At 69.9% G+C, this 23,549-nt stretch carries 24 protein-coding genes and 2 pseudogenes; 3 read left to right on the plus strand and 23 right to left on the minus strand.

Translation table 11 applies throughout. The features are described 5' to 3' along the window. Nucleotides 1-53: 53 nt before the first annotated feature. The 9 genes and pseudogenes from ACRWNM_RS19525 to rpsB all read right to left on the minus strand — a co-directional run bounded on the left by ACRWNM_RS19525 (nt 54) and on the right by rpsB (nt 8,339). Nucleotides 54-1,700, minus strand: a complete 1,647-nt coding sequence (locus tag ACRWNM_RS19525; protein WP_431969463.1) for a protein kinase domain-containing protein — start codon at nt 1,698-1,700, stop codon at nt 54-56. Between the two features lie 16 nt (nt 1,701-1,716). Continuing rightward, nucleotides 1,717-2,826 carry a 23S rRNA (adenine(2503)-C(2))-methyltransferase RlmN gene (gene rlmN, locus ACRWNM_RS19530; protein ID WP_431969464.1) on the minus strand — a complete coding sequence of 370 codons (1,110 nt, stop codon included), beginning with the start codon at nt 2,824-2,826 and terminating at the stop codon, nt 1,717-1,719. A gap of 132 nt (nt 2,827-2,958) precedes the next feature. Then, nucleotides 2,959-3,390 (minus strand): annotated as a pseudogene (locus ACRWNM_RS19535) (alpha/beta hydrolase); the annotation flags it as partial. Nucleotides 3,391-3,530: 140 nt separating this feature from the next. Continuing rightward, nucleotides 3,531-3,896, minus strand: a complete 366-nt coding sequence (locus tag ACRWNM_RS19540; protein WP_431969465.1) for a LapA family protein — start codon at nt 3,894-3,896, stop codon at nt 3,531-3,533. A 61-nt stretch (nt 3,897-3,957) separates the two neighbouring features. Then, complete coding sequence (locus ACRWNM_RS19545) at nt 3,958-4,815, minus strand: phosphatidate cytidylyltransferase (protein WP_431969543.1); 858 nt, start codon at nt 4,813-4,815, stop codon at nt 3,958-3,960. A gap of 195 nt (nt 4,816-5,010) precedes the next feature. Continuing rightward, on the minus strand, nt 5,011-5,568 hold the full coding sequence (gene frr, locus ACRWNM_RS19550) for a ribosome recycling factor (protein ID WP_431969466.1): 558 nt from the start codon (nt 5,566-5,568) through the stop codon (nt 5,011-5,013). A 50-nt stretch (nt 5,569-5,618) separates the two neighbouring features. Then, nucleotides 5,619-6,347 carry a UMP kinase gene (gene pyrH / locus ACRWNM_RS19555; protein ID WP_357445914.1) on the minus strand — a complete coding sequence of 243 codons (729 nt, stop codon included), beginning with the start codon at nt 6,345-6,347 and terminating at the stop codon, nt 5,619-5,621. A 254-nt stretch (nt 6,348-6,601) separates the two neighbouring features. Further along, nucleotides 6,602-7,426: a translation elongation factor Ts gene (gene tsf / locus ACRWNM_RS19560; RefSeq protein WP_431969467.1), complete on the minus strand. Its 825-nt coding sequence runs from the start codon at nt 7,424-7,426 to the stop codon at nt 6,602-6,604. A 97-nt stretch (nt 7,427-7,523) separates the two neighbouring features. After that, entirely contained in the window at nt 7,524-8,339 is an 816-nt protein-coding gene (gene rpsB, locus ACRWNM_RS19565; RefSeq protein WP_357445920.1) for a 30S ribosomal protein S2, read from the minus strand. Nucleotides 8,340-9,259: 920 nt separating this feature from the next. Here rpsB and ACRWNM_RS19570 point away from each other — a divergent pair. Continuing rightward, nucleotides 9,260-9,781: pseudogene (locus ACRWNM_RS19570) on the plus strand (M23 family metallopeptidase); the annotation flags it as partial. A 175-nt stretch (nt 9,782-9,956) separates the two neighbouring features. Then, complete coding sequence (locus ACRWNM_RS19575) at nt 9,957-10,478, plus strand: DUF1990 family protein (RefSeq protein WP_431969468.1); 522 nt, start codon at nt 9,957-9,959, stop codon at nt 10,476-10,478. A gap of 197 nt (nt 10,479-10,675) precedes the next feature. On the opposite strand, the gene ACRWNM_RS19580 is transcribed toward ACRWNM_RS19575, so the two are convergent. Both ACRWNM_RS19580 and ACRWNM_RS19585 read right to left on the minus strand, forming a co-directional pair. Beyond that, the gene (locus tag ACRWNM_RS19580) at nt 10,676-11,275 is read right to left on the minus strand and encodes a sigma-70 family RNA polymerase sigma factor (protein ID WP_431969469.1); all 600 of its coding nucleotides are present in this window, start codon (nt 11,273-11,275) and stop codon (nt 10,676-10,678) included. Between the two features lie 195 nt (nt 11,276-11,470). Next, nucleotides 11,471-12,172: an ANTAR domain-containing protein gene (locus ACRWNM_RS19585; protein WP_431969470.1), complete on the minus strand. Its 702-nt coding sequence runs from the start codon at nt 12,170-12,172 to the stop codon at nt 11,471-11,473. A 242-nt stretch (nt 12,173-12,414) separates the two neighbouring features. Between ACRWNM_RS19585 and ACRWNM_RS19590 the strand changes: the two genes are divergently transcribed. Next, nucleotides 12,415-13,143, plus strand: coding sequence for a GAF and ANTAR domain-containing protein (locus tag ACRWNM_RS19590; protein WP_431969471.1), 729 nt, complete (start codon nt 12,415-12,417; stop codon nt 13,141-13,143). A gap of 4 nt (nt 13,144-13,147) precedes the next feature. Here ACRWNM_RS19590 and ACRWNM_RS19595 read toward each other — a convergent pair whose 3' ends face one another. The 12 genes from ACRWNM_RS19595 to ACRWNM_RS19650 form a co-directional block, all read right to left on the minus strand. Then, nucleotides 13,148-13,846, minus strand: a complete 699-nt coding sequence (locus ACRWNM_RS19595) for a GAF and ANTAR domain-containing protein (RefSeq protein WP_431969472.1) — start codon at nt 13,844-13,846, stop codon at nt 13,148-13,150. Between the two features lie 71 nt (nt 13,847-13,917). After that, on the minus strand, nt 13,918-14,289 hold the full coding sequence (locus ACRWNM_RS19600; protein WP_431969473.1) for a hypothetical protein: 372 nt from the start codon (nt 14,287-14,289) through the stop codon (nt 13,918-13,920). Between the two features lie 54 nt (nt 14,290-14,343). After that, the gene (locus ACRWNM_RS19605; RefSeq protein ID WP_431969474.1) at nt 14,344-16,245 is read right to left on the minus strand and encodes an alkyl/aryl-sulfatase; all 1,902 of its coding nucleotides are present in this window, start codon (nt 16,243-16,245) and stop codon (nt 14,344-14,346) included. Nucleotides 16,246-16,291: 46 nt separating this feature from the next. Then, entirely contained in the window at nt 16,292-16,606 is a 315-nt protein-coding gene (locus ACRWNM_RS19610; RefSeq protein ID WP_431969475.1) for a DUF202 domain-containing protein, read from the minus strand. Beyond that, complete coding sequence (locus ACRWNM_RS19615; RefSeq protein ID WP_431969476.1) at nt 16,603-16,968, minus strand: YidH family protein; 366 nt, start codon at nt 16,966-16,968, stop codon at nt 16,603-16,605. The genes ACRWNM_RS19610 and ACRWNM_RS19615 overlap by 4 nt, the downstream gene beginning before the upstream one ends. Before the next feature lie 226 nt (nt 16,969-17,194). Then, a complete protein-coding gene (locus tag ACRWNM_RS19620) occupies nt 17,195-17,950 on the minus strand; it encodes an acetoacetate decarboxylase family protein (RefSeq protein ID WP_431969477.1) in 756 nt (251 codons plus the stop codon). A 73-nt stretch (nt 17,951-18,023) separates the two neighbouring features. Continuing rightward, complete coding sequence (locus ACRWNM_RS19625; protein WP_431969478.1) at nt 18,024-18,947, minus strand: tyrosine recombinase XerC; 924 nt, start codon at nt 18,945-18,947, stop codon at nt 18,024-18,026. An 87-nt stretch (nt 18,948-19,034) separates the two neighbouring features. Next, nucleotides 19,035-20,174 carry a DNA-processing protein DprA gene (gene dprA / locus ACRWNM_RS19630; RefSeq protein ID WP_431969544.1) on the minus strand — a complete coding sequence of 380 codons (1,140 nt, stop codon included), beginning with the start codon at nt 20,172-20,174 and terminating at the stop codon, nt 19,035-19,037. A gap of 119 nt (nt 20,175-20,293) precedes the next feature. Beyond that, nucleotides 20,294-21,802 carry a YifB family Mg chelatase-like AAA ATPase gene (locus ACRWNM_RS19635; protein ID WP_431969479.1) on the minus strand — a complete coding sequence of 503 codons (1,509 nt, stop codon included), beginning with the start codon at nt 21,800-21,802 and terminating at the stop codon, nt 20,294-20,296. Further along, nucleotides 21,802-22,158, minus strand: coding sequence for a YraN family protein (locus ACRWNM_RS19640; RefSeq protein WP_431969480.1), 357 nt, complete (start codon nt 22,156-22,158; stop codon nt 21,802-21,804). The genes ACRWNM_RS19635 and ACRWNM_RS19640 overlap by 1 nt, the downstream gene beginning before the upstream one ends. A gap of 171 nt (nt 22,159-22,329) precedes the next feature. Continuing rightward, nucleotides 22,330-22,635 carry a DUF2469 domain-containing protein gene (locus ACRWNM_RS19645; RefSeq protein ID WP_011210678.1) on the minus strand — a complete coding sequence of 102 codons (306 nt, stop codon included), beginning with the start codon at nt 22,633-22,635 and terminating at the stop codon, nt 22,330-22,332. A gap of 124 nt (nt 22,636-22,759) precedes the next feature. Continuing rightward, a complete protein-coding gene (locus ACRWNM_RS19650; protein WP_431969545.1) occupies nt 22,760-23,509 on the minus strand; it encodes a ribonuclease HII in 750 nt (249 codons plus the stop codon). Nucleotides 23,510-23,549: the final 40 nt, after the last annotated feature.

A 23,549-nucleotide genomic window follows, 5' to 3' on the forward strand; every position in this document is an offset into this window, starting at 1 on the left:
GACCGCGCGGCCTACGTAGGCCTCCGGCCTGTTCGGGCGCGGCTGATGGCTGCTCAGAGCGGGGCGTCGCGGACTTTGGCGGCGAGTCCGTCGTCCAGGCGCGTCGGGCCGTGGAAGGTGAACACCCAGCGGTCTCGGGACGGGTCGGAGAAGGTCGACAGGATGAGCGCGGACTCCCCGTAGGCGTCGCGGTAGGTGAAGCGCTCGTCGGTCCTGGTGCCCTCCGTGTTCGAGCCTCCGGACTTCGCCCGGGACTTGAAGGTTGTCACCGCGCGCCGTGCCGCGTCCGCACTCGGGTAGGCGTAGAAGTCGTACGCCAGCTTCGCGCCGCCCTCCAGCAGGCATTCCCAGCGCGCCTGCCAATGATCGAAAGCCGATTCGTCGCCCTTTTCGGCCTGCCAGTCCTTCCATTCGGACGCCGGACGGCAGGACGCGCCGTTGTAGCCCCGGCCGCTCTGGCGATTGTCGCTCGGCAGCATCAGCGGAAACGCCGCCGACAACGCCGCCAGATCTTTGTGCCCCTTCGAGCGACCGGTCACCTGGGACACCCAGGTCGAATCGTCGGTCCACACGAACGTCCCGCACCCGGCCAGCAGTGCGAACACGATGCCCAAGATCACCAGGAGCACCTTGGCGCTCGAGCCGCGCCGCGGCGGCGGAACGGGCGGACGATACGGAGCGGGTACAGCGCCGTAGCCGGGCGGATAACCCTGCCGCACACCGCCGTTCGCATAGTGCGGACCGGGCGGCGGTGCGGGCTGGGCGTAGCGCGGCGGGTGCGCCACGGGCATCGGGTTGGGCGCCGAGGCCTGCGGTCCCGCCACCGGATGCGGACGCGGCGTGGGTTGCGCGACGGCGTGCGGCGCGCTGGCCGGCACGCGCAACGCTTGCTGCACGGCGGCGGCGAAATCCGCGCAGGAGTCGAACCGATCCGCGGGCCGCTTGGCGAGCGCGCGATCGAGCACCGCGTCCAGCGCGGGCGGCAGGCCCGGCCGCACCGAGCTCAGCGGCGGAGGCGGCTGCTTGAGGTGTCCCTGGATCACCACGACGGCCTGCGGGGAATCGAACGGCACGGTGCCCGAGAGCAGCCAATACAGCGCGCAGGCCAGCGAGTACTGGTCGGTCCGGTGATCGAGCGTGGCGCCGGTGAGCTGTTCCGGCGAGGCGTAGGCGAGGGTGGCGGTGAAAGTGCCGGTCTGGGTGAGCTGCGTGGTGTCCTCGCGCGGGCGGGCGATGCCGAAATCGGTGAGCAGCACCCGCTCCTGCCCGGCCGAGCGGGACAGCAGGATGTTGGCGGGTTTCACGTCGCGGTGCAGCACGCCCATGCGGTGCGCGTAGTCCAGCGCGAGCGCGGTCTCGGCGACGATCTGGGCGGCCCGCTGCGGCGGCAGGGTGCGCGGGTCCACCGAGGACGCGTCCACGCCGTCGATGAACTGCATGGAGATCCACAGCTGCTCGTCCTCGATGCCCCGGTCGAAGACGGTCACGATGTTGGGATGATCCAGCTGCGCGACCAGATCGGCCTCCCGCTCGAACCGCGCGCGAATCTCACTGTCGGAGAACAGCTCCCGATTCAGCAGCTTGAGCGCGGTCTTGCGGGGCAGCCGTGGGTGCCCGGCGAGATACACCGCGCCCATGCCACCTCGGCCCAGCAGTCGTTCGATGGCATACCCGGCGAATACGTCACTTGGCTGCAGCAATGGCCCCCCTCGGGATTCAGTTCTCGGCGGCCAGCTGCCCGCAGGCGGCGGCGATCTCCTGGCCGCGGGTGTCACGGACGGTGCACGGCACGCCCTGGGCGTTGACCCTGCGGACGAACTCGCGCTCGACCGGCTTCGGGCTGGCGTCCCACTTGCTGCCCGGGGTCGGATTGAGCGGAATGACGTTGACGTGCACGCGCGAGCCGAGCGTCTTGTGCAGTTTCGCGCCGAGCATGTCGGCGCGCCACGGCTGGTCGTTGATGTCGCGGATGAGCGCGTACTCGATCGACACCCGGCGACCGGACTTGTCGGCGTAGTAGCGCGCCGCGTCCAGCACCTCGGCCACCGGCCAGCGGTTGTTCACCGGCACGAGCGTGTCGCGCAGCTCGTCGTCGGGAGTGTGCAGCGAGACCGCCAGCGTCACCGACAGCTCCTCGTCGGCCAGCTTGCGGATCGCGGGAGCAAGGCCGACGGTCGAGACCACGACATTGCGCTGCGAGATGCCGAGGCCGTCCGGCGCGGGCGAGGTGATGCGGCGCACCGCGGCGACCACTCGCTTGTAGTTGGCCAGCGGCTCGCCCATGCCCATGAAGACGATGTTGGACAACCTGCCCTCGCCGCCCGCCACCTCGCCGTCGCGCAGCGCGGCCGCGGCGGCGCGCACCTGGTCGACGATCTCGGCGGTGGACAGGTTGCGGTTGAGCCCGCCCTGGCCGGTCGCGCAGAACGGGCAGGCCATGCCGCAGCCCGCCTGGCTGGAGATGCACAGGGTGTTGCGGTCGGCGTAGCGCATGAGCACGCTCTCCAGCAGCGTGCCGTCGCCCGCCCGCCACAGCGTCTTGCGGGTCTGGCCGTCGTCGCAGGCCACGTGCTTGACCACGGAGAGCAGCGGCGGGAACAGCGCCGCGCCGACCTTCTCCCGCACCGGCGCGGGCAGATCCGTCATCTGCTCCGGATCGGCCTGCAACCGCCCGAAGTACTGCCGCGCGATCTGGTCGGCGCGGAACTTGGGCAGCCCGAGCTCCTCGACCGCGGCGCGCCGCCCCTCGGCATCGAGATCGGCGAGATGCCGGGGCGGCATGCCACGGCGCGGAGCATCGAAAACCAGGGGCAGGGAGGCGGTCATAGTTCTCCCAGTCTCTCATCCGTCCCCGGCTGCCGAATGGTCAGCCCGAAACAGTGCGCGAGGACACAGGGCCGATCGCCGCCGCGCACGGTGTGCGCGGGGCGACGATGCTCGCCGGTCCGATCCGCCCGCTCAGGACAGCCCGAGATCGCGCACGGCCTCTTCGATCAGATCGGAGATCGCGTGCGACTGCGAGGCGAGCGAGGCGTGGCTCGCGTCCAGTTCGATGGTCTTGCGCGGGTTCATGCACGCGGCCATCCTGCGCTCGTTGTCGGGGTTGATCATCCGGTCGGCGGTCGAGACCTGGTACCAGCTCGGCTTCGCCTTCCACGCGGGCGCGGTGACGGCGTCGCCGAAGGTCGAGGCCAGCGGCGCCTTCTGGGTCACGGCCATGACCAGCGCCTCCTCGTCGGACAGGTCCTGGGCGAGGCTCTCGTGGAACTTGTCCTGCCTGATCCACAGGTAGCCGTCGGAGTCCGGCGCGATGTTGTCGAAGGCCGCGGGCGGCAGTTCCTGGCTGATCTGCCCTGGGCTCTCCCCCGCGTCGGGTGCGAAGGCCGCCACCGGAAGGCGCCTGGTGATGCGGTCGGACCCAGAACAACGCTCGGCGGGCATGCGAGCCGTTCAGCCGCGTGTTCCAGCGCGAGTTCGGCGCGCCACCGCTGCGCTGGCGTCGGGCTGCGCGAGCACGGGAATGACGGAGCTCAGTGTTTGGCGGCGCGCCGCAGCTGAATGATGCGCATGCCCCCGACCAAGGCCATCACCAGCGCTCCGCAGATCACCGAGAGCAGCACCGCGACGCCGATCGGCAGGTGGAACTCCCAGAAGAACAGGCTCACCTGGATGGTCTCCAGGTTCTGGAGAATGAAGATGAGCAGCACGATCATGATCAGCGTGCCCACCACGAGCCCGACCCAGGCGTAGCCGGTCCGCGAGGAGATCGACGGCTTCTTGCCGGTCGTGGCGGGTTTGGTCGCCGGCGGCGGAGGGTGCCCCGGCGGAGGGGTGGCCGGGGCGGTCGGCTCGTCGCGCCGGCTCGCCTCGGGCTCGTGCTCGGCATTCGTGGACATGCCTCGATCATGGACGATCGCTATCACTGCCGCCGGGATTTGGCGGTATATCGCCCTCCGGTCAGAGCAGCGTGCTCAGCACCAGCCAGGAGACGAACGCGGAAGGCAGCATCGAATCGAGGCGGTCCATGATGCCGCCGTGCCCGGGCAGCAGCGTGCCCATGTCCTTGATGCCGAGTTCGCGCTTGATCTGCGATTCGATCAGGTCGCCGACGGTCGCGACCAGTACCAGTCCGACACCGAGCACCACACCGATCATCGAATTCGCTTGGAGCAGCAGGGTGACCGTCAGCAGACCGCCGATGACGCTGAACACCAGCGAGCCCCCGAAACCCTCCCAGGATTTCTTCGGGCTGATCGACGGCACCATCGGATGCTTGCCGAACAGCACACCCGCCACGTAGCCGCCCACGTCGGAGCAGACCACCAGGATCATGAAGGTCAGCACCCGCAGGTTGCCGTCGGGCTCCAGCAGCAGCAGCGTCGCGAAGGACGCGAGCAGCGGGATCCAGGCGAGGGCGAAGATCGCGATCGCCGTGTCGCGCAGGAAGTTTCGCGGCGCGGTCTGCAAACCGTGATCGAAGAGGCGCCACACCATGCAGGTCAGCGCGGTGGCCGCGAAGGCGCCCGCGACACCGCTCGCGCCCCACGGCCAGCCGAGCCAGAACACCGCCTGCCCGCCGACGATGAGCGGGATCCGCGGAACGAGCACGTCCGCCTCGCGCAGCCGCTTGGCCACCTCCCAGGTGGCCACGCCGACGCCGGTCGCGGCGACCGGGATGAACACCAGCGGCGCGAACAGCAGGATCGCGACGAGCGACAGTCCGAGCCCGAGGCCGACCGCGAGCGCGGCGGGCAGATTGCGTCCAGCACGCGACGTCGTGGCGGCGGGCGCGGGGACCACGGGCTCGGCGGGCACGGCATGGTCGGGGTGCGCGGTATGGAACTGGCCGACCGCGAAGTCACCCGCACGGCCCGGGGTCGCTTCGGCGGCGCCGCTCCCCGGCGTCGGCTCCTCGGCCGCACCCGTTGCGGCGGCATTGTCGGCCACGATTGTCCCGTCGCTCACTCGTTGTTCCTCGTCCCCCGCCCGTGCGGGCCCTCGGATCTCTCGTCAGACCTCGAGCAGTTCGGCTTCTTTGTGCTTGACCAGCTCGTCGATCTGGCTCACGTACTTGGCGGTGGTCTTGTCGAGCTCCTTCTCGGCGCGCCCGACCTCGTCCTCACCCGCCTCGCCATCCTTCTGGATGCGCGAGAGTTCGTCCATGGCCTTGCGCCGCACATTGCGGATCGCGACCTTGGCGTCCTCGCCTTTGGCCTTGGCCTGCTTGACCAGCTCACGGCGGCGTTCCTCGGTGAGCTGCGGGATGCTGATGCGGATGATGTCGCCGTTGTTGGTCGGGTTGACACCTAGGTCCGAGTTGCGGATCGCGGTCTCGATGGGACCGAGCTGAGCGGCCTCGTACGGCTTGATCACCACCATCCTCGGCTCGGGCACCGTGATGCTGGACATCTGGGTGACCGGGGTGGGCGATCCGTAGTAGTCCACGACGACCCGGGAGAACATGCCCGGATTCGCGCGTCCGGTCCGGATGGTCCCGAGATCGTCCTTCGCCACCGAGACCGCCTTCTCCATCTTCTCCTCGGCGTCGAAGAGCGCTTCTTCAATCACGACCGTTTCCTCCACAGCGTCGTCATCGTCATGATCCGCGGTTCGCGGGCTCAGGACCGAACCAATGTGCCGATCTTCTCACCGGCGACCGCGCGGGCGATATTGCCCTTCGTCAACAGATTGAACACCAGGATGGGCATCTGGTTGTCCATACACAGGCTGAAGGCCGTCGCGTCCGCGACCTTCAGGTCGCGCTCGATGACCTCTTTGTGCGTGATTTCGGTGTACATCGTCGCCGTCTCGTCGACCCGCGGATCCGCGGTGAAGACGCCGTCGACCGCCTTGGCCATCAGCACCACGTCGGCGCCGATCTCCAAGGCACGCTGGGCAGCAGTGGTGTCGGTGGAGAAATACGGCATGCCCATGCCCGCGCCGAAGATGACCACACGGCCCTTCTCCAAGTGGCGCTTGGCGCGCAGCGGCAGGTACGGCTCCGCGACCTGGCCCATCGTGATCGCGGTCTGCACCCGGGTGTCGATCCCCTGCTTCTGCAGAAAGTCTTGCAGCGCAAGGCTGTTCATCACGGTGCCGAGCATGCCCATGTAGTCCGAGCGGGCCCGCTCCATGCCGCGCTCCTCGAGCTCCGCGCCGCGGAAGAAGTTGCCGCCACCGATCACCACGGCGACCTGCACGCCGGTCGCGACGACCTCGGCGATCTGCTCGGCCACGGTCTGCACGACGTCGGGGTCGAGACCGACCTTGCCGCCGCCGAACATTTCGCCACCCAGTTTGAGAAGTACCCGGCGATATCCTGGGCGGTCGGTCCCCGGGTCCGTCATCGGTGCTCTTCTCCTTTGGTGATGGTGGTGTTCTCAGCATGCTGAGGCATCAGGGCACAGCGGATAAGTTTGCGATCCCGCAATACAAGGCGGTGCCTATCCTGCCTTATTCGGTTTCGGCGACCGCAGAAGACCCCCTCCGACACCACGCGGGGTCGGGAATCGGGGTGTCGCGTCGCCGCGCGCCCGCCGGACGCGGACAGCAGAAGGCCCCTCATCCGTCGCGATGACGGTTGAGGGGCCTTCACAGGCTGTCAGGCCTGGCCGACCTCGAACCGGGCGAACCGGCTCACGGTGACACCGGCCTCGTCCAGCAGAGCCTTGACGGTCTTCTTCGAGTCGGTGACCGACGCCTGCTCGAGCAGCACGACGTCCTTGAAGAAGCCGTTGACGCGGCCCTCGGTGATCTTCGGCAGCGCGGCTTCGGGCTTGCCCTCTTCGCGAGCGGTCTGCTCGGCGATGCGGCGCTCGTTCTCCACGAGGTCGGCCGGAACCTCGTCGCGGGTCACGTACTTGGCCTTCAGCGCGGCGATCTGCATGGCGGCGGCGCGGGCGGCCTCGGCCGCGGCATCGCCCTCACCCTGGTACTCGACCAGCACGCCGACGGCGGGCGGCAGGTCCGAGGAACGCTTGTGCAGGTAGGTCGCGACCGGGCCCTCGAAGGACACGGCGCGACGCAGCTCCAGCTTCTCGCCGATCTTCGCGGCGAGCTCCTGCACGGCCTGGTCGGCGGTCTTGCCGCCCAGGTCGACGGCCTTGAGCGCGTCCAGGTCGGCGGGGCGGGCCTTGGCGGCCGCCGCGACGATCTGATTGGCCAGACCCTGGAACTCGTCGTTCTTGGCGACGAAGTCGGTCTCGGAGTTGATCTCGATCAGCACGCCGTCCTGCGCGACGACCAGACCCTCGGCGGTGGCGCGCTCGGCGCGCTTGCCGACGTCCTTGGCGCCCTTGATACGCAGAACCTCGACAGCCTTGTCGAAGTCACCGTCGGTCTCTTCGAGGGCCTTCTTGCAGTCCATCATCCCGGAGCCGGTCAGCTCCCGGAGCCGCTTCACATCGGCAGCGGTGTAGTTCGCCATCGGTGGCGAGCCTCCTTTGGAGAAGTTCAGTTACTGGGCAGCGGTGATCACCATGGCACTCCTAGGTGATCACCGCTGAAACAGCGGATTACGAGCCTCAGGCCTCGGCCGGAGTCTCGGTGGAGGCCTCGGCGCCCGGCGCGGCCTGCGCCAGCAGCTCCTGCTCCCACTCGGCGAGCGGCTCGCCCGCGCCCGCTTCCGGCTTTTCGTCGCCGGAGGCCAGACCGGCCCGCGCCTGCACGCCCTCGGCCACCGCGGAGGCGACGACCTTGGTCAGCAGCGCGGCGGAGCGGATCGCGTCGTCGTTGCCCGGGATCGGGTAGTCGACCAGGTCGGGGTCGCAGTTGGTGTCCAGGATCGCGATGACCGGGATGTTCAGCTTGCGCGCCTCGCCGACGGCGATGTGCTCCTTGTTGGTGTCGACGACCCAGATGGCCGAGGGCACCTTCTGCATGTCGCGGATACCGCCGAGGGTCCGCTCCAGCTTGTTCATCTCACGCGTGAGCATGAGGATTTCCTTCTTGGTGCGACCCTCGAAGCCACCGGTCTGCTCCATGGCCTCGAGCTCCTTGAGGCGCTGCAGGCGCTTGTGCACGGTGGAGAAGTTGGTGAGCATGCCGCCCAGCCAACGCTGGTTCACGTAGGGCATCCCGACGCGCGTCGCCTCGGCCGCGATCGACTCCTGGGCCTGCTTCTTGGTGCCGACGAAGAGAACGGTGCCACCGTGGGCGACGGTCTCCTTGACGAACTCGTAGGCCTTGTCGATGTAGGTCAGCGTCTGCTGCAGGTCGATGATGTAGATGCCGTTGCGGTCGGTGAAGATGAACCGCTTCATCTTCGGGTTCCAGCGCCGGGTCTGGTGTCCGAAGTGTGCGCCGCTGTCGAGCAGCTGCTTCATGGTTACGACAGCCATGGCTCTCGTATCTCTCTTTCGTTGCCGGTTGACGCAGTGGGTCGGCGACCCGCTGCCCTGGCGCCTCCGAATCGTCGGACCCGGTCGGATCACCGATCGGGACCAGCCGACGATTCCCTGTTCCCAACTGCATTGCCGCGAACGAGCACTCTCGGAATTCGGGAGCTGAGGTTCGAACGGCGCCGTTGCGAACGAGCACGGGTGGCGCGCGAAGTCGGTCCGTGCCGGGCACAGACCGCTCGATCAGTCTACGACCAGGTGCGTCCCTGACCTAAATCAGCTGGTCACGACGTCGCGACCAGGCGAAACGGGCGATTTCCACAGGAGCCGATGTTGTCCCCACACGCCGGATCGGGGATCGTGCGCGCGGCCGGGACCGACGAAGGTCGAACCCATGCACCGACTTTCCCTCGCGATCACCGTGATTCTTCCCCTGATGTTCGTGCTGGCGCTGGCGGGCGCGCGCCCCGCGACGGCGCACGCGCGACCGGTCCCTGGCGCCGATCCGGGCTGTTCGGGATCGGCGTGCCTGCTGCTTCGAGCGCGGGAACTGCCGCTCCTCCGGCCCGCACCGATGCCGCTGCGCGTGCCGCACCCGCGGTTTCGGTCCGATCCCGACATGGCCTGTTCAGGGTCGGCATGCCCGCCGCATCGAGCGCGGGAACTGCCGCTCCTCCGGCCCGCACCGATGCCGCTGCGCGTGCCGCACCCGCGGTTTCGGTCCGATCCCGACATGGCCTGTTCAGGGTCGGCATGCCCGCCGCATCGAGCGCCGGATCTGCCGCTCCTCGAGCTCGCGCCGATGCCGCCGCGAGTGTCGGATACGCGGACGTCGATCGTGCCGGGCCGTCCGGTCCTCCCGAGCGGCTCGGCCCATCAGGCACGGTGGCAGCGGGCGTGAACCGGGCGTCGGCGGAGCCATGAAGGTGGCGCTGTTCAGGAGGAAAGCGGCGCTTTTCGCCGTTGCCGCGGCGCTGCTCGCACTCTCGACCGCGACGGCGGCGGCAGCGCCGAGCGGCGAGTTCGGGTGGCCGCTGCGGCCTCGGCCCTGGGTGGAGCGGCGGTTCGAACGGCCCGCGCAGGACTGGCTGCCCGGCCATCGCGGCGTCGATCTGGCCGGATCGCCCGGGCAAACGGTGCTGGCCGCGGGAGCGGGGATCGTGGTGTTCGCCGGGACGGTGGCGGGCAAACCGGTCGTGTCGATCGACCATCCCGGCGGCCTGCGGACGACGTACGAGCCGGTGGAAACGCGGGTCTCGGTCGGGGCGCGCGTCGCGCGAGGCACTCCGATCGGAACGTTGGAGAAGGGGCACCCGGAGTGCGCGGCTCCCGCCTGTCTGCACTGGGGTCTGCGCCGGGAGGCCGGGCGGCGCGGGCGGCCCGAATACCTCGATCCGCTCGGATTGCTGCACGTCGCACCGCTGCGCCTCGAGCCGGTGGGCCCCATCGCAGGAAAGGCCGGCGCGGTCGCGAACGACTGCCGATCGCGTCCCGGTGCGAGCGTTGCCACGATCGGTATCCCAACGCCGGGCGGCAGCGCGGGCGGTGCGACTCGGCGGGAGCGCACGCCGCGCGGGTCGGCTTCCGTGCCGCACGGAACCGGACGATGATCGAGAGATGGAGAATGCGCTCGACGGTCCCTGGTTCACGTATCGCGAGATCGGCGCCACCAGGGGCGAACTCCCGGAGGGCTACTACCACTTCCGGTTGCAGCGCCGCCTCGGCAACGGCAGAGAGCTGTTCGAGCGGGCGGGCGCGGAGATCCTCGCCTATCGGATGCAGAAGGGCGTCGGCATCTTCGATCGGGCGAGCACGCCGACCGCCGAACCGGGCACCCTGCTCACCGTGCGACTCGGGATCGGCCCGCTCGCCCTCGTGGCGCCCTGCCGCGTGGTGTACGTGCTCGACGAGGACGAGAACCGGCGCGGTTTCGCCTACGGCACGCTGCCCGGACACCCGGAGGTCGGCGAGGAACTGTTCTCGGTGGAGTACGACCCCGCCGACGACTCCGTCCACGGCGTCGTCACCGCCTTCTCCCAACCCGCGACCTGGTACACCGCACTGGGCGGCCCACTGGTTCGGCTCCTGCAACGCTTCTTCGCGGGCCGCTACCTCGCCACCCTGCCCACGAAGGCCTAAGCCCTGTCTCGAAGTTCGGCCGGATGCATCCGTGGATCGGATCGCCGCCTGGCAAGCGGAGGAGAAGAGCCGATACCGGGGTTGTCTCGGTGACGACGACAACGCGGCCAGGCGGCGATCTGGGCCGCGGAGGCGCCGGATGGGACTTGGAGACAGGGCCTGGACCCCCGGCCCGATCGAGCCGGGGGCCTAGAGGTTCAGACCGCGGCCGCGAGCGCCGACGCCAGCTGGGCCAGTCCCGAGCGGATGCGGGATTTGACGGCGGGGAGACCTACGCCGAGGCGCTCGGCGACCTGCGGGTAGGTGAGGTCGTGATAGTAGGCGAGCAGCAGCGATTCGCGCTGCAGTGGCGTCAGGGCAGCCAGTCCTGTTCGCACACAGCGGTATTCGTGGCGGCGCAGCACCTCGTCGGCGACGTTGTCGGCGGGTCGGCCGTAATCTCCTGCGGCCCAGGCCTGATCGCGATCGGTGGCGGCGCGTTCCCGGCGCACCCGGTCCACCGCCTGCCGGTGCGCCAGCGTGCACAACCAGGTCGTCACCGAGCCGCGACGCTCGTCGAAACCCGCTGCACTGCGCCAGACCTGGAGATAGACGTCGTGACAGGTCTCCTCGGCGTAGTCGTGATCGCGCACGATCGCGAGTACCCGTCCGAAGACGAGCGGGCGCGTTCGGGCATAGAGCAGTGCGTAGGCGTCGCGATCGCCGACGCCGATCCGGCGCACCAACTCGGCGTTGGTGACGGTGTCCGGAATCCGATGGTGGGTGGACGTGCGAGTAGACAGAGCTGGCGAAACCATGATGCCCCCGATGGCAGCGGACGCTGACGAATGGACCACCCGTCGAGGACACGGACGATGGCGTCTACCGCGGATTCCGGTCCGGGGGCATGGGTTTCGGATATCCGCCAGTGGCCAGACTACCGGTCGGTTCGGACTCGCGCTGCCGCTTCGGGCTCGGTCGGCAGGCCCGCGGGACCGGCGGCCGAGCCCGGCTCAGATTCGCAGACCGAGCTCGACGATGCCGCCCGCGACCGCGTGCACGCTCACCCGATGGCGCCGGGCGTGCGCCCGGATCAGCTCGTAGGCGGCCTGCGGCGTCGTGTTGCGCGCGTTGGCGAGCACGCCTTTCGCCTGCTCCACCAGTACCCGCGAGTCCAGCGCGTGCTGCAACTGTTCGGCCAGCCGCTGCTGAGCGCGCAGCCGTTCGGCGGTGAGAATGTGCCCGGCGGCCAGGCTCGCCAGCAGCGCGCCCACCGACAGTTCGGGTTCGGTCCACTGGCGCGGGTGGTAGGCGTACATGCCCAGCGCGCCCACCATCGTCACGCCGGACCGCATCGGGATCTCCGCCACGGCGCGAACACCGTGGCGCACCGCGACACTCGTGTATTCCGGCCAGGCCTCGTGTCGCTCGCGGACATCGGCGACGGCGACCGGTTCGCCGTGGCGCAATGCGTCGACCGCCGGTCCGCGTTCGCTGCTGCGCTGGCTGAGCGCGACGTCCGCCAGCGCCGCGGGTGTGGCGGTGACGACGCTGGAGTGTCCGCCAGCCACGAGCAGCACCGCGCAGCCCGCCAGGTCGAGTGCGTCGGTGGCGCTGTCGATCACCCGATGGAGCGGTTCGACTACGTCGCCGGGTTCGGGCAGGAGCCCGACGATCCCGGACAAGGCCGTGACCAGCTGCTCACTGTCAGACATACCGAACCACCCCTGTTGCCGGCGAACGTCGCGCGTCCACCTCGGAGATACCGCACCGCACCTGCCCAACACTCCATGGTATGGACGGCGGGCGACGCGCCGAAACACTCCACTGTCATGGCGATTCGGCGCACGACTCCGCAAGTGCGGTCGACACGAACGCTATTCGGGTGCAAACATTGAAGGCGAGGCTCCACTCCGCTTGACTCAGCCGTCACTGCGATCACTCAGGGAGACCCACCATGGGAGCACACGCGCCGCTGCTGGACGTGCTCGTGCGGTCCGTCGGCACGATGACGAGCGATTTCGACGTAGTGGAGCTATCCCAGCAACTGGTCGACGCGTGTACCGAACTGACCGGCGGCGCCGAGGCCGGTTTGTTCCTCGGCGACCATCGCGGCGAGCTGCGGGTGCTCGCCGCCACCGACGAGCGAGCGCGATGGCTCGTCGAAACGGTCGACGGGCCGTCCAAGCAGGCCTATCGCACCAGCAGTCCCTCGATCGTGGACGACCTCGCCGCCGCCACCCTGGTCTGGCCCGAATTCGCCAGGCACGCACTGGAACACGGCTACCGGTCGACCTACGCGCTGCCGCTGCGACTGCGCACGGACAATCTCGGCGCCCTGACCATCTTCGGCGCAGCGCCGCGCGCACTGAACCGGTCCGCCGTGCGATCCGGGCAGATCCTGGCCGACCTCGCGGCCATCGGCATCGCGCAGCACGTGCTGCGGCCCAGGGTCGAGCCGATGCAGGCCAGACTCCCTGTCGCACTGCAGGACCGGGTGGTCATCGAGCAGGCCAAGGGGGTGCTGGCCGAGCGCGGCGATCTGGACATGACCGAGGCGTTCGGTCGCCTGCGCGCCCACGCGCGACGCTGCGGACTGCGGATGGCCGAACTGGCGGGCGCCGTGGTGGCGGGCAGCGTCGACACGGCGGTCGTGCTGGCCACGCCCGTCGAGCGCCGGGCGTAGCGGGTCAGCGGGCTCCGTTGTCGAAACGGACGCGCCTGCGGAGCACCCGCTCGGCCGCCTCGGCCAGCGAAATCCCTTGGCGCACGGCATAAGTCCGTAGCATGGCGTACGCGTCCGCGGCGCCGACACCACGTTGGGCGATCACCATGCCCGCGGCCTGGTGGATCGACGCGCTCGTCAGCGGCTGGCGCAGCCACTCCCCCGCGTGCTCGGCGGAACCGGTCCGCGCAGACACCAGGTGAGCGGTGATGATGTCGGCGACGTGCAGCCCGGCCGAGATCACCGCCCCGTCCACGTGACCGGGGCTGACCCGGTACAGATCCAGCGCGCCGAATCGCACCGCTCCCAGCCGCAGCGGCATCGCCGTCATCGCGCCGGACACCGGTTCACGGGCCAGCGCCGCGGCGAAACCGGGCCAGCGTCCGCAGTTCTCGGTCAGATCGACGACGGAGACGGGCACACCGGTGGCCACCGCGTCCACCGCGGGCCCCTCCCCGACCGTCGCCTGCATCGTCTCGACTCGCGCGGCGATCTCGTCGCTGCTGCACCACGGCTGCACACCCACGTCGCGTTCATCGATCATGATGGCGGCCCGCTGCACCGGGAGCACCTGCACGGCGGCCTGGCAAGCGGCCGTGAGGTCGCCCCCGCCTCGGCGCAGCGCCGAGAGGAATCTCTCGGTGAGTAACTCGAACTCCGCCACGCCCATCCTATGAACCGCCTGGAATCGACCGGCAGCAGCCAGAATAGCGAAATCCCTTGGCGTGCGGCGGACTACAGCACGGCGGTGAGCGCGTCCGCCTCCGCGCGCAGCATGTCGCCGCGATCGACACGTCCCAGTTCGTCGTAGCTCGCCGCGGCCGTCAGGCGTTCGGCGATCTCGGCGCGGACGATGCCCTCGATATCGGCCTCGCTCAGCTCCCGCCGCGCGACCTCCGCGCCGCCGAGCCCGGCCGCGCTCTCCTCGATCGCGCCCGCTCGCGCGCCACCGATCTCGACGGCCTCGGCGTTGTCGATGGCGCCGAGCGCCGAGCGCAGCGCCGCGGCTACGTGGCGGTCGCGCACCTTCACGGCGGCGGGCAGCGCGACGCGCAATCGCTCGCGCAGCGGCAGGGACCTGTCGACGGTTTCGATGGACCTGGGCATCGACCGTACGCGGGCCGGCCGCCGTGGGTCGAGCGATTTCCGGCCCGCGGTCGCTCAGGGCGTCACAATGGCGAAATCCGGGTCCGGTTCGTCGAACACGCCGACCAAGGCGGCGAGCTTGGTCGGATCGCCCTCGATGGCGATGTCACCCGCGGCGGCGGCCACCCCGAAGTCCTCGCCCTGCAACAGGACTCGGATCATGGTCGCCCTGGTGAGGGTGAATTCGGCGTCCGCGGCGGGCAGCGCGACACCCTCGGGCCGGTCGTAGTGGGTCAGCCTGCCGTTGCGCAGTTCCAGCCGGTAGACGCGGCCTTCGTCGGTGAGGTGCCAGTCGGTGATCACCCGCATGTCCCACGCCTTCGGACCGTCCACGCGCAGCGCCATGGCGTCGAAGATCTGCTCGACGGTCAACGCGGTCAGCATGGCCATCGAGTCGACCTTGGTCGGGGTGCCGAACGAGCCGTAGCGCAGTTCGTAGGCTCCGCTGAGATAGAAGTTGCGCCACGTCGCGTTCTCGGCGCCGTAGCCGAGTTGCTCGTAGGCCGAGGCGAGCAGGTCCTTGGCCGCCTCGTTGCCCGGTTCGGCGAACACCACGTAGTCGACCACCTGCGCGACCCAGCGGAAGTCTCCCTCGGCGTAGGACTCGCGCGCCTTGCGCAGCACTTCCTCGGCGCCGCCCATGAATTCCACGTGGCGGCGGGCCGATTCGACGGGCGGATGCGCCCACAGGTGCGCCGGATTTCCGTCGAACCAGCCGAGATAGCGCTGGTAGATCGCCTTGACGTTGTGGCTGACCGAACCGTAGTACCCGCGCGCGTGCCAGGCGTTCTCGATCGCGGGCGGCACTGTCAGCTGCTCGGCGATCTCGGCGCCGACGTACCCCTGGTTCAGCATCCGCAACGTCTGATCGTGCAGGTATCCGTACAGATCACGTTGCAGCGCCAGGTATTCCACCAGGCGCTCGGTGCCCCAGGTCGGCCAGTGATGCGAGGCGAACACGACATCGGACTCGCGCGCGAACAGATTGATGGCCTCGGTCAGGTACCGGGCCCACACGTGCGGGTCGCGGACCAGCGCACCGCGCAGGGTCACGATGTTGTGCAGGGTGTGGGTGGCGTTCTCGGCCATGCACAGCGCGCGGCGATCGGGGAAGTAGAAATTCATCTCGGCGGGCGCCTCGGTGCCCGGCGTGACCTGGAAGACGATCCGCACGCCGTCGATCGTCATCTCCTGGCCGGTGTCGGTGATGTCCACGGTCGGCGCTATCAGGGTGACCGTGCCGAGCGAGGTGGTCTGCCCGAGACCGGCGCCCACTTGGCCCAGTGGACCCCTCGGCAGCACGGCGCCGTACATGTAGGCCGCACGGCGCGCCATCGCGGTGCCCGCGAAGATGTTCTCGGACACCGCGTGTTCCAGGAATCCGGCGGGCGCGACGACCGGAATGCGGCCCTCCGCGGCGTCTTCCGCGCTCGCGACCCCGAATGCGCCGCCGAAGTGGTCGACATGCGAATGGGTGTAGATGAGCCCGGTGACCAGGCGCTCGCCGCGGTGCTCGCGATACAAACGCAGCCCCGCGGCCGCGGTCTCGGCGGAGATCAGCGGATCGATCACGATGACGCCCCGCTCGCCTTCGACCAGCGTCATATTCGACAGATCCAAGCCGCGGATCTGATAGATCCCGTCGGTCACCTCGTACAGTCCTTGTGCGGCGACCAGCCCGGACTGCCGCCACAGGCTGGGATGGACGGACGCGGGGCACGGCTCGCGCAGGAAACCGTAGGAGTCGTTGTCCCACACCACGGATTCGTCGTCCTGGGCGACCACGCCGGGCTCCAGCGCGGCGACGAATCCGCGCTGGGAGTCGGCCAGGTCGGCCTCGTCGGCGAACGGCAGCATCGCCGCGGCGCGCTGGTGCGCGGCGACGATCACCTCGGTCGGCTCCGTCACTTCGGGCATCGTCCTCCTCCTTCGTCTCGGCCGAACTCGTCTGTCCTGGAATGGATCACCTCGGTGGTTCCGTGAAACCGAGTGCGGCCGCGACACAGCCGGCGAACAGGATCGCCAGCGTCGTCGCGGCGATGACGCCGTCGGGTCTGCCGCGGTGGCCGTGGCGCAGCCACCGGCTGCGCAGATAACCCGCGACCGCCACCGCGATCATGGTCAGCGCCGCGACGGCGGGGGCGATCGCGGCCGCCCGCCAACCGGAGCTCACCACGTGATCGATGCACAGCGCGGCGACGACCATGGCGCTGATGGCGGTGCGGCGCCACGCCAGCGCGGTGCGCTCGGCGGCCAGACCCGCGTCCCTGGCCGTCATCGCAGCAGCACCGCGATGCACGCCATGATCGACACGGCGCCGATGCCCACGGACAGGATCGGCACCAACAGCGTCTGCGGCAGCGGCTCGCCGCGGCGCATCGCGCGTCCGATCCGGCGCCAGTGCAGGTAGGCGCCGAGCGCGACGACGACGGCGAGCACGATGCAACTGACCGCGAGCAGCCTACGCAGACCGGCCATGTGGAACGGCTGCACCAAGGTGTGCACGGCGACGCCGCCCGCGAGCAGGCCGAGCGACGTGCGCATCCACGCCAGGAAGGTCCGCTCGTTGGCGAGCGTGAAGCGATAGTCGACGTTCTCCTCGCCGTCCTCCGATTCCGCGCCGACGTCCGGCAGTGTCACGCCACCTCCCCGGGGAACGAGTGCGGAACGAGCACGGCCGCGACCGAATCGGCCGGGCGCTGAAGAGCGTCCGGGGTCACGCTTCGTTCAGGGTGCACGGGCACCACTCCGTCTCTGGTCCGATTCGTGCCGCAAGCAAACGTTCCGCAACGTCAGCGTATCGGCAGACCGAACGGTCGTCCACGAACCTCGCTGAAGCGTGCGACACGCCCGCGACGACCCGGAATCACACCGGCGCGGCGTCGTGGAAGATCATCGCGAGCCGATCCACGGTCGAGGTCAGCGGTGTGCGGGTGGGTAGTTCCAGCGCGGCCAATTCGGCGGCCAGCGGATGGTCGCCGAGGATCAGTTCGGCCCCGCCCACGCGAGCGCGCATGCCCGACTGCTCCATCCGCCACGGCGTGCGACGCGTGACGCCGTCGATGTGCGCGTAGGCGTCGTACGCGCCGCCCGCGCCACGACGCGACGGCGTTCGCAGACCCGGACGCACCGTCAGATCGACGACCAGCTTGCCGTCCATCCGCAGCACGCCGCGGCGGGCGCCCTCGTGCTCGACCTCGAAATCGGCCAGTTCCTTCGGAAATCCCCAGATCCCCCGGCCCGCGGCGAGGGTGAACTCGCCGTCGACCGGCAGCCGATGGATGAACACGCCCGCGGTGCCACCGGACAACGCCCGCAGGTCGGCCAGTCCGCCGACCTCCGCCGCCGTGTGGTGCCGGACCATGAAGGCCACGCCGAACTCGTGGTACGGACCGAGGTCGCCGTCCACGTACTCGACGAAGACCAGCGTGCACAGCGCGCGATCCCGCGGCAGCTGGATCACCCGGAGACCCGAGTAGGCGATCACTTCCTGCGCCACACCGGCGGGCACGCGGTACGACGCCATGAACGCCCGCGCCCTCCGGATCCGCACCGGCATCGGAACCGGCCTGCCCAGCACGGTGTGGGCGCTCGTCGTCGGCTCGCCCGCGTTCTCCGGCATCCGAATCCTCCACAACTAGAACTCGTTACAGAGGTATCACGGATTCCCTACCAGGTCGCGCCTTTCCGCCGCTTCAGGCGCGCGGGTGCGCCTGGTCGTGCACCTTCTTCAGTCGTTCGATGGACACGTGCGTGTACAGCTGGGTGGTGGCCATGCTGGCGTGGCCGAGCACTTCCTGCACCACGCGCAGATCCGCGCCACCCTCGAGCAGGTGGGTGGCCGCGCTGTGGCGCAGTCCGTGCGGGCCGAGATCGGGCGCGCCGGGGATCGCCGAAACCACCTCGTGCACCACGCTCCTGGCCTGCCGCTGATCCAGACGGCGACCGCGCCTGCCGAGCAGCAGCGCGCGCCCCGATTCGGCGATCGCGAACGCGGGACGGCCGTAGTGCAGCCACTCCGCGACGGCACGGTCGGCGGGCGCGCCGAACGGGACGGAGCGCTCCCGGTTCCCTTTGCCGAGCACCCGCACCAGATGCCGCTCCCGGTCCACGTCGTCGATGTCCAGGCCGCAGAGTTCGCTCACCCTGATCCCGGTCGAATACAGCAACTCGACGATCAACCTGTCCCGCAACGCCATCGGATCGTGCTGCGCCGCACCGGATTCCGCAGCGTCCATGGCCTCCACCGCCTGCTGCCTGCCGAGCACGGCGGGTAGCGTCCGGTGCGCCTTGGGCGAACCGAGCCGCAGGCCGGGGTCGACCTCGAGCCTGCCGGTCTTGGTGAGCCAGCCGGTGAACGTGCGCGCCGAGGACGCGCGCCGCGCCATCGTCGTGCGGGCCGCGCCGTTCGCCGACTGCTCCGCGAGCCAGGAGCGCAGCAAGGCCAGGTCCAGTTCCCGGATCGCGGAATCCGGGGAGCGGGCGTACAGGTGGGCCAGCAGAGACCGGGCGTCGCCGAGGTAGGCGCGCACGGTGTGGGCCGAGCGGTTGCGGCCGAGCCGCAGGTGCCGCCCGTATTCCGACAGCAGCGCGTCCAGGTCCTCCGGCAAATCCTCCACCCCACCACGGTTGCCGTGAACGCGGCGGTTGGCAAGGACCCGCGCCGGGCCGCGCGTCCAGGAGTGTCGCGCATCGCACGAGTCTCCTCATCGTCTCACCTGCTTACGGTGCCAACCGCTTTCGTCGAGACCGATCAATCCCGCCAGGTCGAGCGCGACGAGGGCCGCGCGGATCGCGGGCAGCGGGAGTTCGCAGTGCCTGGTCAGTTCGTGGGGCAGGCGGGAGCCTATCGCGGGCAGCGCGGCGAAGACGGCGGCCTCGTCGCCGGTGAGCTGCTCGGGGGTGTCCGGAACCCGACCCGCGCTGCCTGGCAGGGACAGGCGCAGCGGTCCGGCCTCGTCGACGACTTCCTCGGTGCGAGTGACCAGCAGCGCCTCACCGTCGCGGATCATCCGGTGACATCCTGTCGAGGCCGCCGAGGTGACCGGTCCGGGGACCGCCAGGGCCGGACGACCCAGTCGCCGCGCCCATTTCACGGTGTTGCGCGCACCGCTGCGCAGCCCGGCCTCGGTGACGAGCACGCCGTCGGCGAATGCAGCGACCAGCCGATTGCGGGCCAGGAAATGATGCTTCCTCGCCACCGTGCCCGGCGGGTACTCGCTGACCACGAGACCGACCTCCGCGATCTCGGCCAGCAGCCGTTCGTGCTGGGCCGGGTACGGGCGATCCACACCGCACGCGAGCACCGCGATGGTGGGCCCGCCGACCGCCAGCGCCGCCCGGTGCGCCATCGCGTCGATGCCGAACGCCGCGCCGGACACGATGGTCCAGCCCTGCGCGGCCAGCTCTCCCGCGATCTCGGCCGTGACCCGATTGCCGTATCCCGTGCTGCACCGCGACCCGACCACGGCCAACGCCCGTTCGCTCGACTCCAGCAGCGAGCGCGGTCCCCGCACCCAGAGCACCAGCGGCGCCGCGCCGTCCGGATCGCGCCCCGCTTCGAGCTGACTCAGTCCGAGCAGCCGCCACGCGGGCCACTCGGGGTCGTCGGGTGTCACCACGCGGCCGCCGATCCGCTCGATGACCGTCAGATCGCGTGCCGCCGAGTCGATCTCGCGTCGCCGCCGCGTCGGCCCGCGCAGCGACTCCGGCAGATCGCATTCCCGCACCGCCCGCGCGGCCTCCACCACCCCAACCGATTCGATCAACGCGGACAGCGCCGCACACGGCCCTTCGACGACCCGCGACAGATACACCCAAGCCAGCCGCCGCTCGTCCGCATCCACCGCACCCACACCGCTCGGCGCCCGCGCCGCCGTGCCCGGCGACTGTCGCGAATCACTGCGATCGAAACGGTCTCGAACCCCGATCTCCACGACACACTCGTCCTTTCCACGCAGCTCGTTCACTGCACACCCCGCTGGCGGAAGTTGAGCGCGAGCATGACGTCTTGGGCGCTCGGAACGTCGGCCCCGCGCAGATCGGACACCGTCCAGGCAACACGAATGGCGCGGTCGGCGCCCCTGGCGGACATGCGGCCCATGCGCAGGGCCGCCTCGACCGGAGCGACGGATTCGCGCGGCAGCCGGAACCGCTGGCGCAGTGCGTGTCCCGGCACCTCGGCATTGGTGAGCCAGCCGTCCTCCCGCCAGCGGTGCAGCGCGGCCTTCCTGGCGGCGGCGACGCGTTCGCGCACCACCGCGCTGCTCTCGGCGGCGTCGGCGCTGAACGTCGCACCGGACTGGCCGTGCATCTGCACCCAGATGTCGATCCGGTCCATCAGGGGACCCGACAGCTTGCCGAGGTAGCGGCGGCGCGCGAGGGGCGCGCAGATGCAGTCCACGTCGCGGGCGGGCGCGCAAGGGCACGGATTGGCCGCCAAGACGAGCTGGAAGCGCGCCGGATACCGCGCCACCCCGTCGCGGCGGGCGATGCGAACCTCGCCCTCCTCCAACGGTGTTCGCAGCGCCTCGAGTACCTTTCCGCCGATCTCGGCGCATTCGTCGAGAAAGAGCACACCGCGGTGGGCGCGGCTCACCGCGCCGGGACGGGCCGAGCCCGAGCCACCGCCGATCATCGCGGTCGCCGAGGTGGAGTGGTGCGGCGCGACGAACGGGGGCTCGGTGACGAGTGGATGATCGCCGGACAGCGCGCCCGCCACCGAGTGAATCGCCGTCACCTCCAGCGCCTCCGCTTCCGACAGCGGCGGCAACAGACCAGGAAGACGTTGCGCCAACATTGTTTTGCCGATCCCGGGCGGCCCGGTGAGCAGGAGATGATGCCCACCCGCCGCGGCGACCTCGAGCGCCCATCGAGCCTCGTCCTGACCGACCACCTCGCTGAGATCGCCGCAGGAACGCGCCGTGTCGGGCAACTCACCGTTCGGCTCAGGCAGCGCGCCCTCCCCGCGCAGCCAGGCGATCACGGCGCGCAGGCTGGCCGCGCCGAAGACCTCGACGCCCTCCACCAAACCCGCCTCGGCCATGGCGCATTCGGGCACCACCACCGTCGACCAGCCCGCGTTGCGCGCGGTGATCACCGCGGGCAGGATGCCACGCACCCGGCGCACCCGCCCGTCCAGTGCGAGCTCGCCGAGCAGCACCGTCTTCGCCAGCCGCTCCGAGGGCACCGCGCCCGCCGCGTCCAGTACCGAAATCGCGAGCGCCAGGTCGTAGACGCTGCCGATCTTGGGCAGGGTCGCGGGCGACAACGCGAGAATCACCCGTCCGTCCGGCCACTTCTCTCCCGAATTCGCCACCGCGGAGCGGACCCGGTCGCGGGATTCCGAGAGCGCGGTGTCGGGCAGTCCGACCAGATGCACCGAGGGCAGGCCCTGGCCGATGTCGGCCTCGATCTCGACCAACTGCCCGTCCACGCCCGCGACCGCGACCGAATGGGCACGCCCGAGCGCCATCAGAAGACCGCCTCGAGGTGGTCGATCACCGGGCGTCCGCCGGGCGCGAGCAGCACCGAGATCACGTCGAAGCGGACTCGCCGCCACGGGCCGTCCTGCTCGGCCAGCCAGAGCAGCGCCAGCCGCCGTATCCGCTGTTGCTTGACGAAGGTGACGGCCTCGGCCGGCGTGCCGAAGCCGAGGCCGCTGCGGGTCTTCACCTCGACGAAAGCGGTGGTGTCGGAGTCACGCGCGACCAGATCGAGTTCGCCGTACCGACACCGCCAGTTGCGAACCACGATCTCCATGCCCGCGTCTTGCAGGAACCGTGCCGCCAGCTCTTCCCCGTACGCGCCGAGCGCCTGTTTGTCTGCCACCCGACGATCGTGACCGCACCGCGCCGCGGCCCGGCCGCGACGACCTGGGCCGATACCAGTCCTGTGGACGACGCCTTCGCTGTGGACGACACGCCGTCGCGGCGCTCGTCGCCGGGCCGCTCTGTCGGCGCGGTGTGCTAACGGGCGCCGACAGCGGGTCGAGCCGCGGGCTTACTCGGGAAGCCGCAGGTCGGGCTTCTCCAGCTCCTCGATGTTGACGTCCTTGAAGGTGATCACCCGGACGTGCTTGACGAAGCGCGCGGGCCGGTACATGTCCCACACCCAGGCGTCGCTCATGCGCACCTCGAAATACACCTCACCGTCGGCGTTCTGCGGGCGCAGCTCCACGGAATTGGCGAGGTAGAAGCGGCGCTCGGTCTCCACCACGTACGAGAACTGGCCGACGATGTCCTTGTACTCGCGATACAGCGAGAGCTCCATCTCGGTTTCGTACTTCTCGAGGTCCTCGGCACTCATCGGGTGGGACGTCCTCCTTCTCGCCGCACTGCATCGTATCGGCGGCGTTCGCGTGGCCTGCGTGGTTACCCCGCGCTCCTGCCTCGTGGCCTGACGCTCACACCGCCTGGTCGTCTCTGCTCAATCATCCCGCATGGGCGGCATCGGTAGCTACCCGGCCGTCCTCGAGGCCGTCTGCCAGCACCGCGCCGGCGTATTCGACGACCGGATCGAGTGGCCGTAATCCCGCCGTCTCGCGCACATTGCGCCACGACCGCCGGTGCTCGCTGCACGGACCGAGGGCGTTGAGCGCTGCGGTGTGTTCGGGCGTGTTGTAGCCCTTGTGCGCCGCGAATCCGTAACCGGGGAATCGCTGATCCATCTCCACCATGATCCGATCCCTGGTCACCTTGGCCAGGATGCTGGCCGCCGCGATACAGGCCGCCGCGGCGTCGCCGCCGATCACAGGCAGCGACGGCACCGGAATGCCCGGGACGCGGAACCCGTCGGTGAGCACGTAGCCAGGAGTGTGCCCGAGGCCCGCCACGGCGCGGCGCATGCCCTCGATATTGGCCACGTGGATACCGATGGAGTCGATCTCCCAGGCCGGGATCACCACGACCTTCCAGGACAACGCCAGCCGGGTGATGACCGGATACAGCTGCTCGCGGGTGGCCTCGGTGAGCTTCTTGGAGTCGTCGAGGCCCGCGAGTCTGTCGTAGGCCTTGGGAGCGAGCAGACAGGCCGCCACGACCAAGGGTCCGGCGCACGGGCCACGACCGGCCTCGTCCACGCCGGCCACCGGGCCGAGCCCGCTGCGGATCAGCGCCGCCTCCAGCGTGCGAAGGCCGCCCGCCTTGCGCATCACCACGCGCGGCGGCCACCCGTTGCTCACCGTCATTCGGTTACCCATTGCTCCGGCCTGCCCCACCGTC

This window comes from Nocardia sp. bgisy134, assembly GCF_965341865.1.
Taxonomy (GTDB): Bacteria; Actinomycetota; Actinomycetes; order Mycobacteriales; family Mycobacteriaceae; genus Nocardia.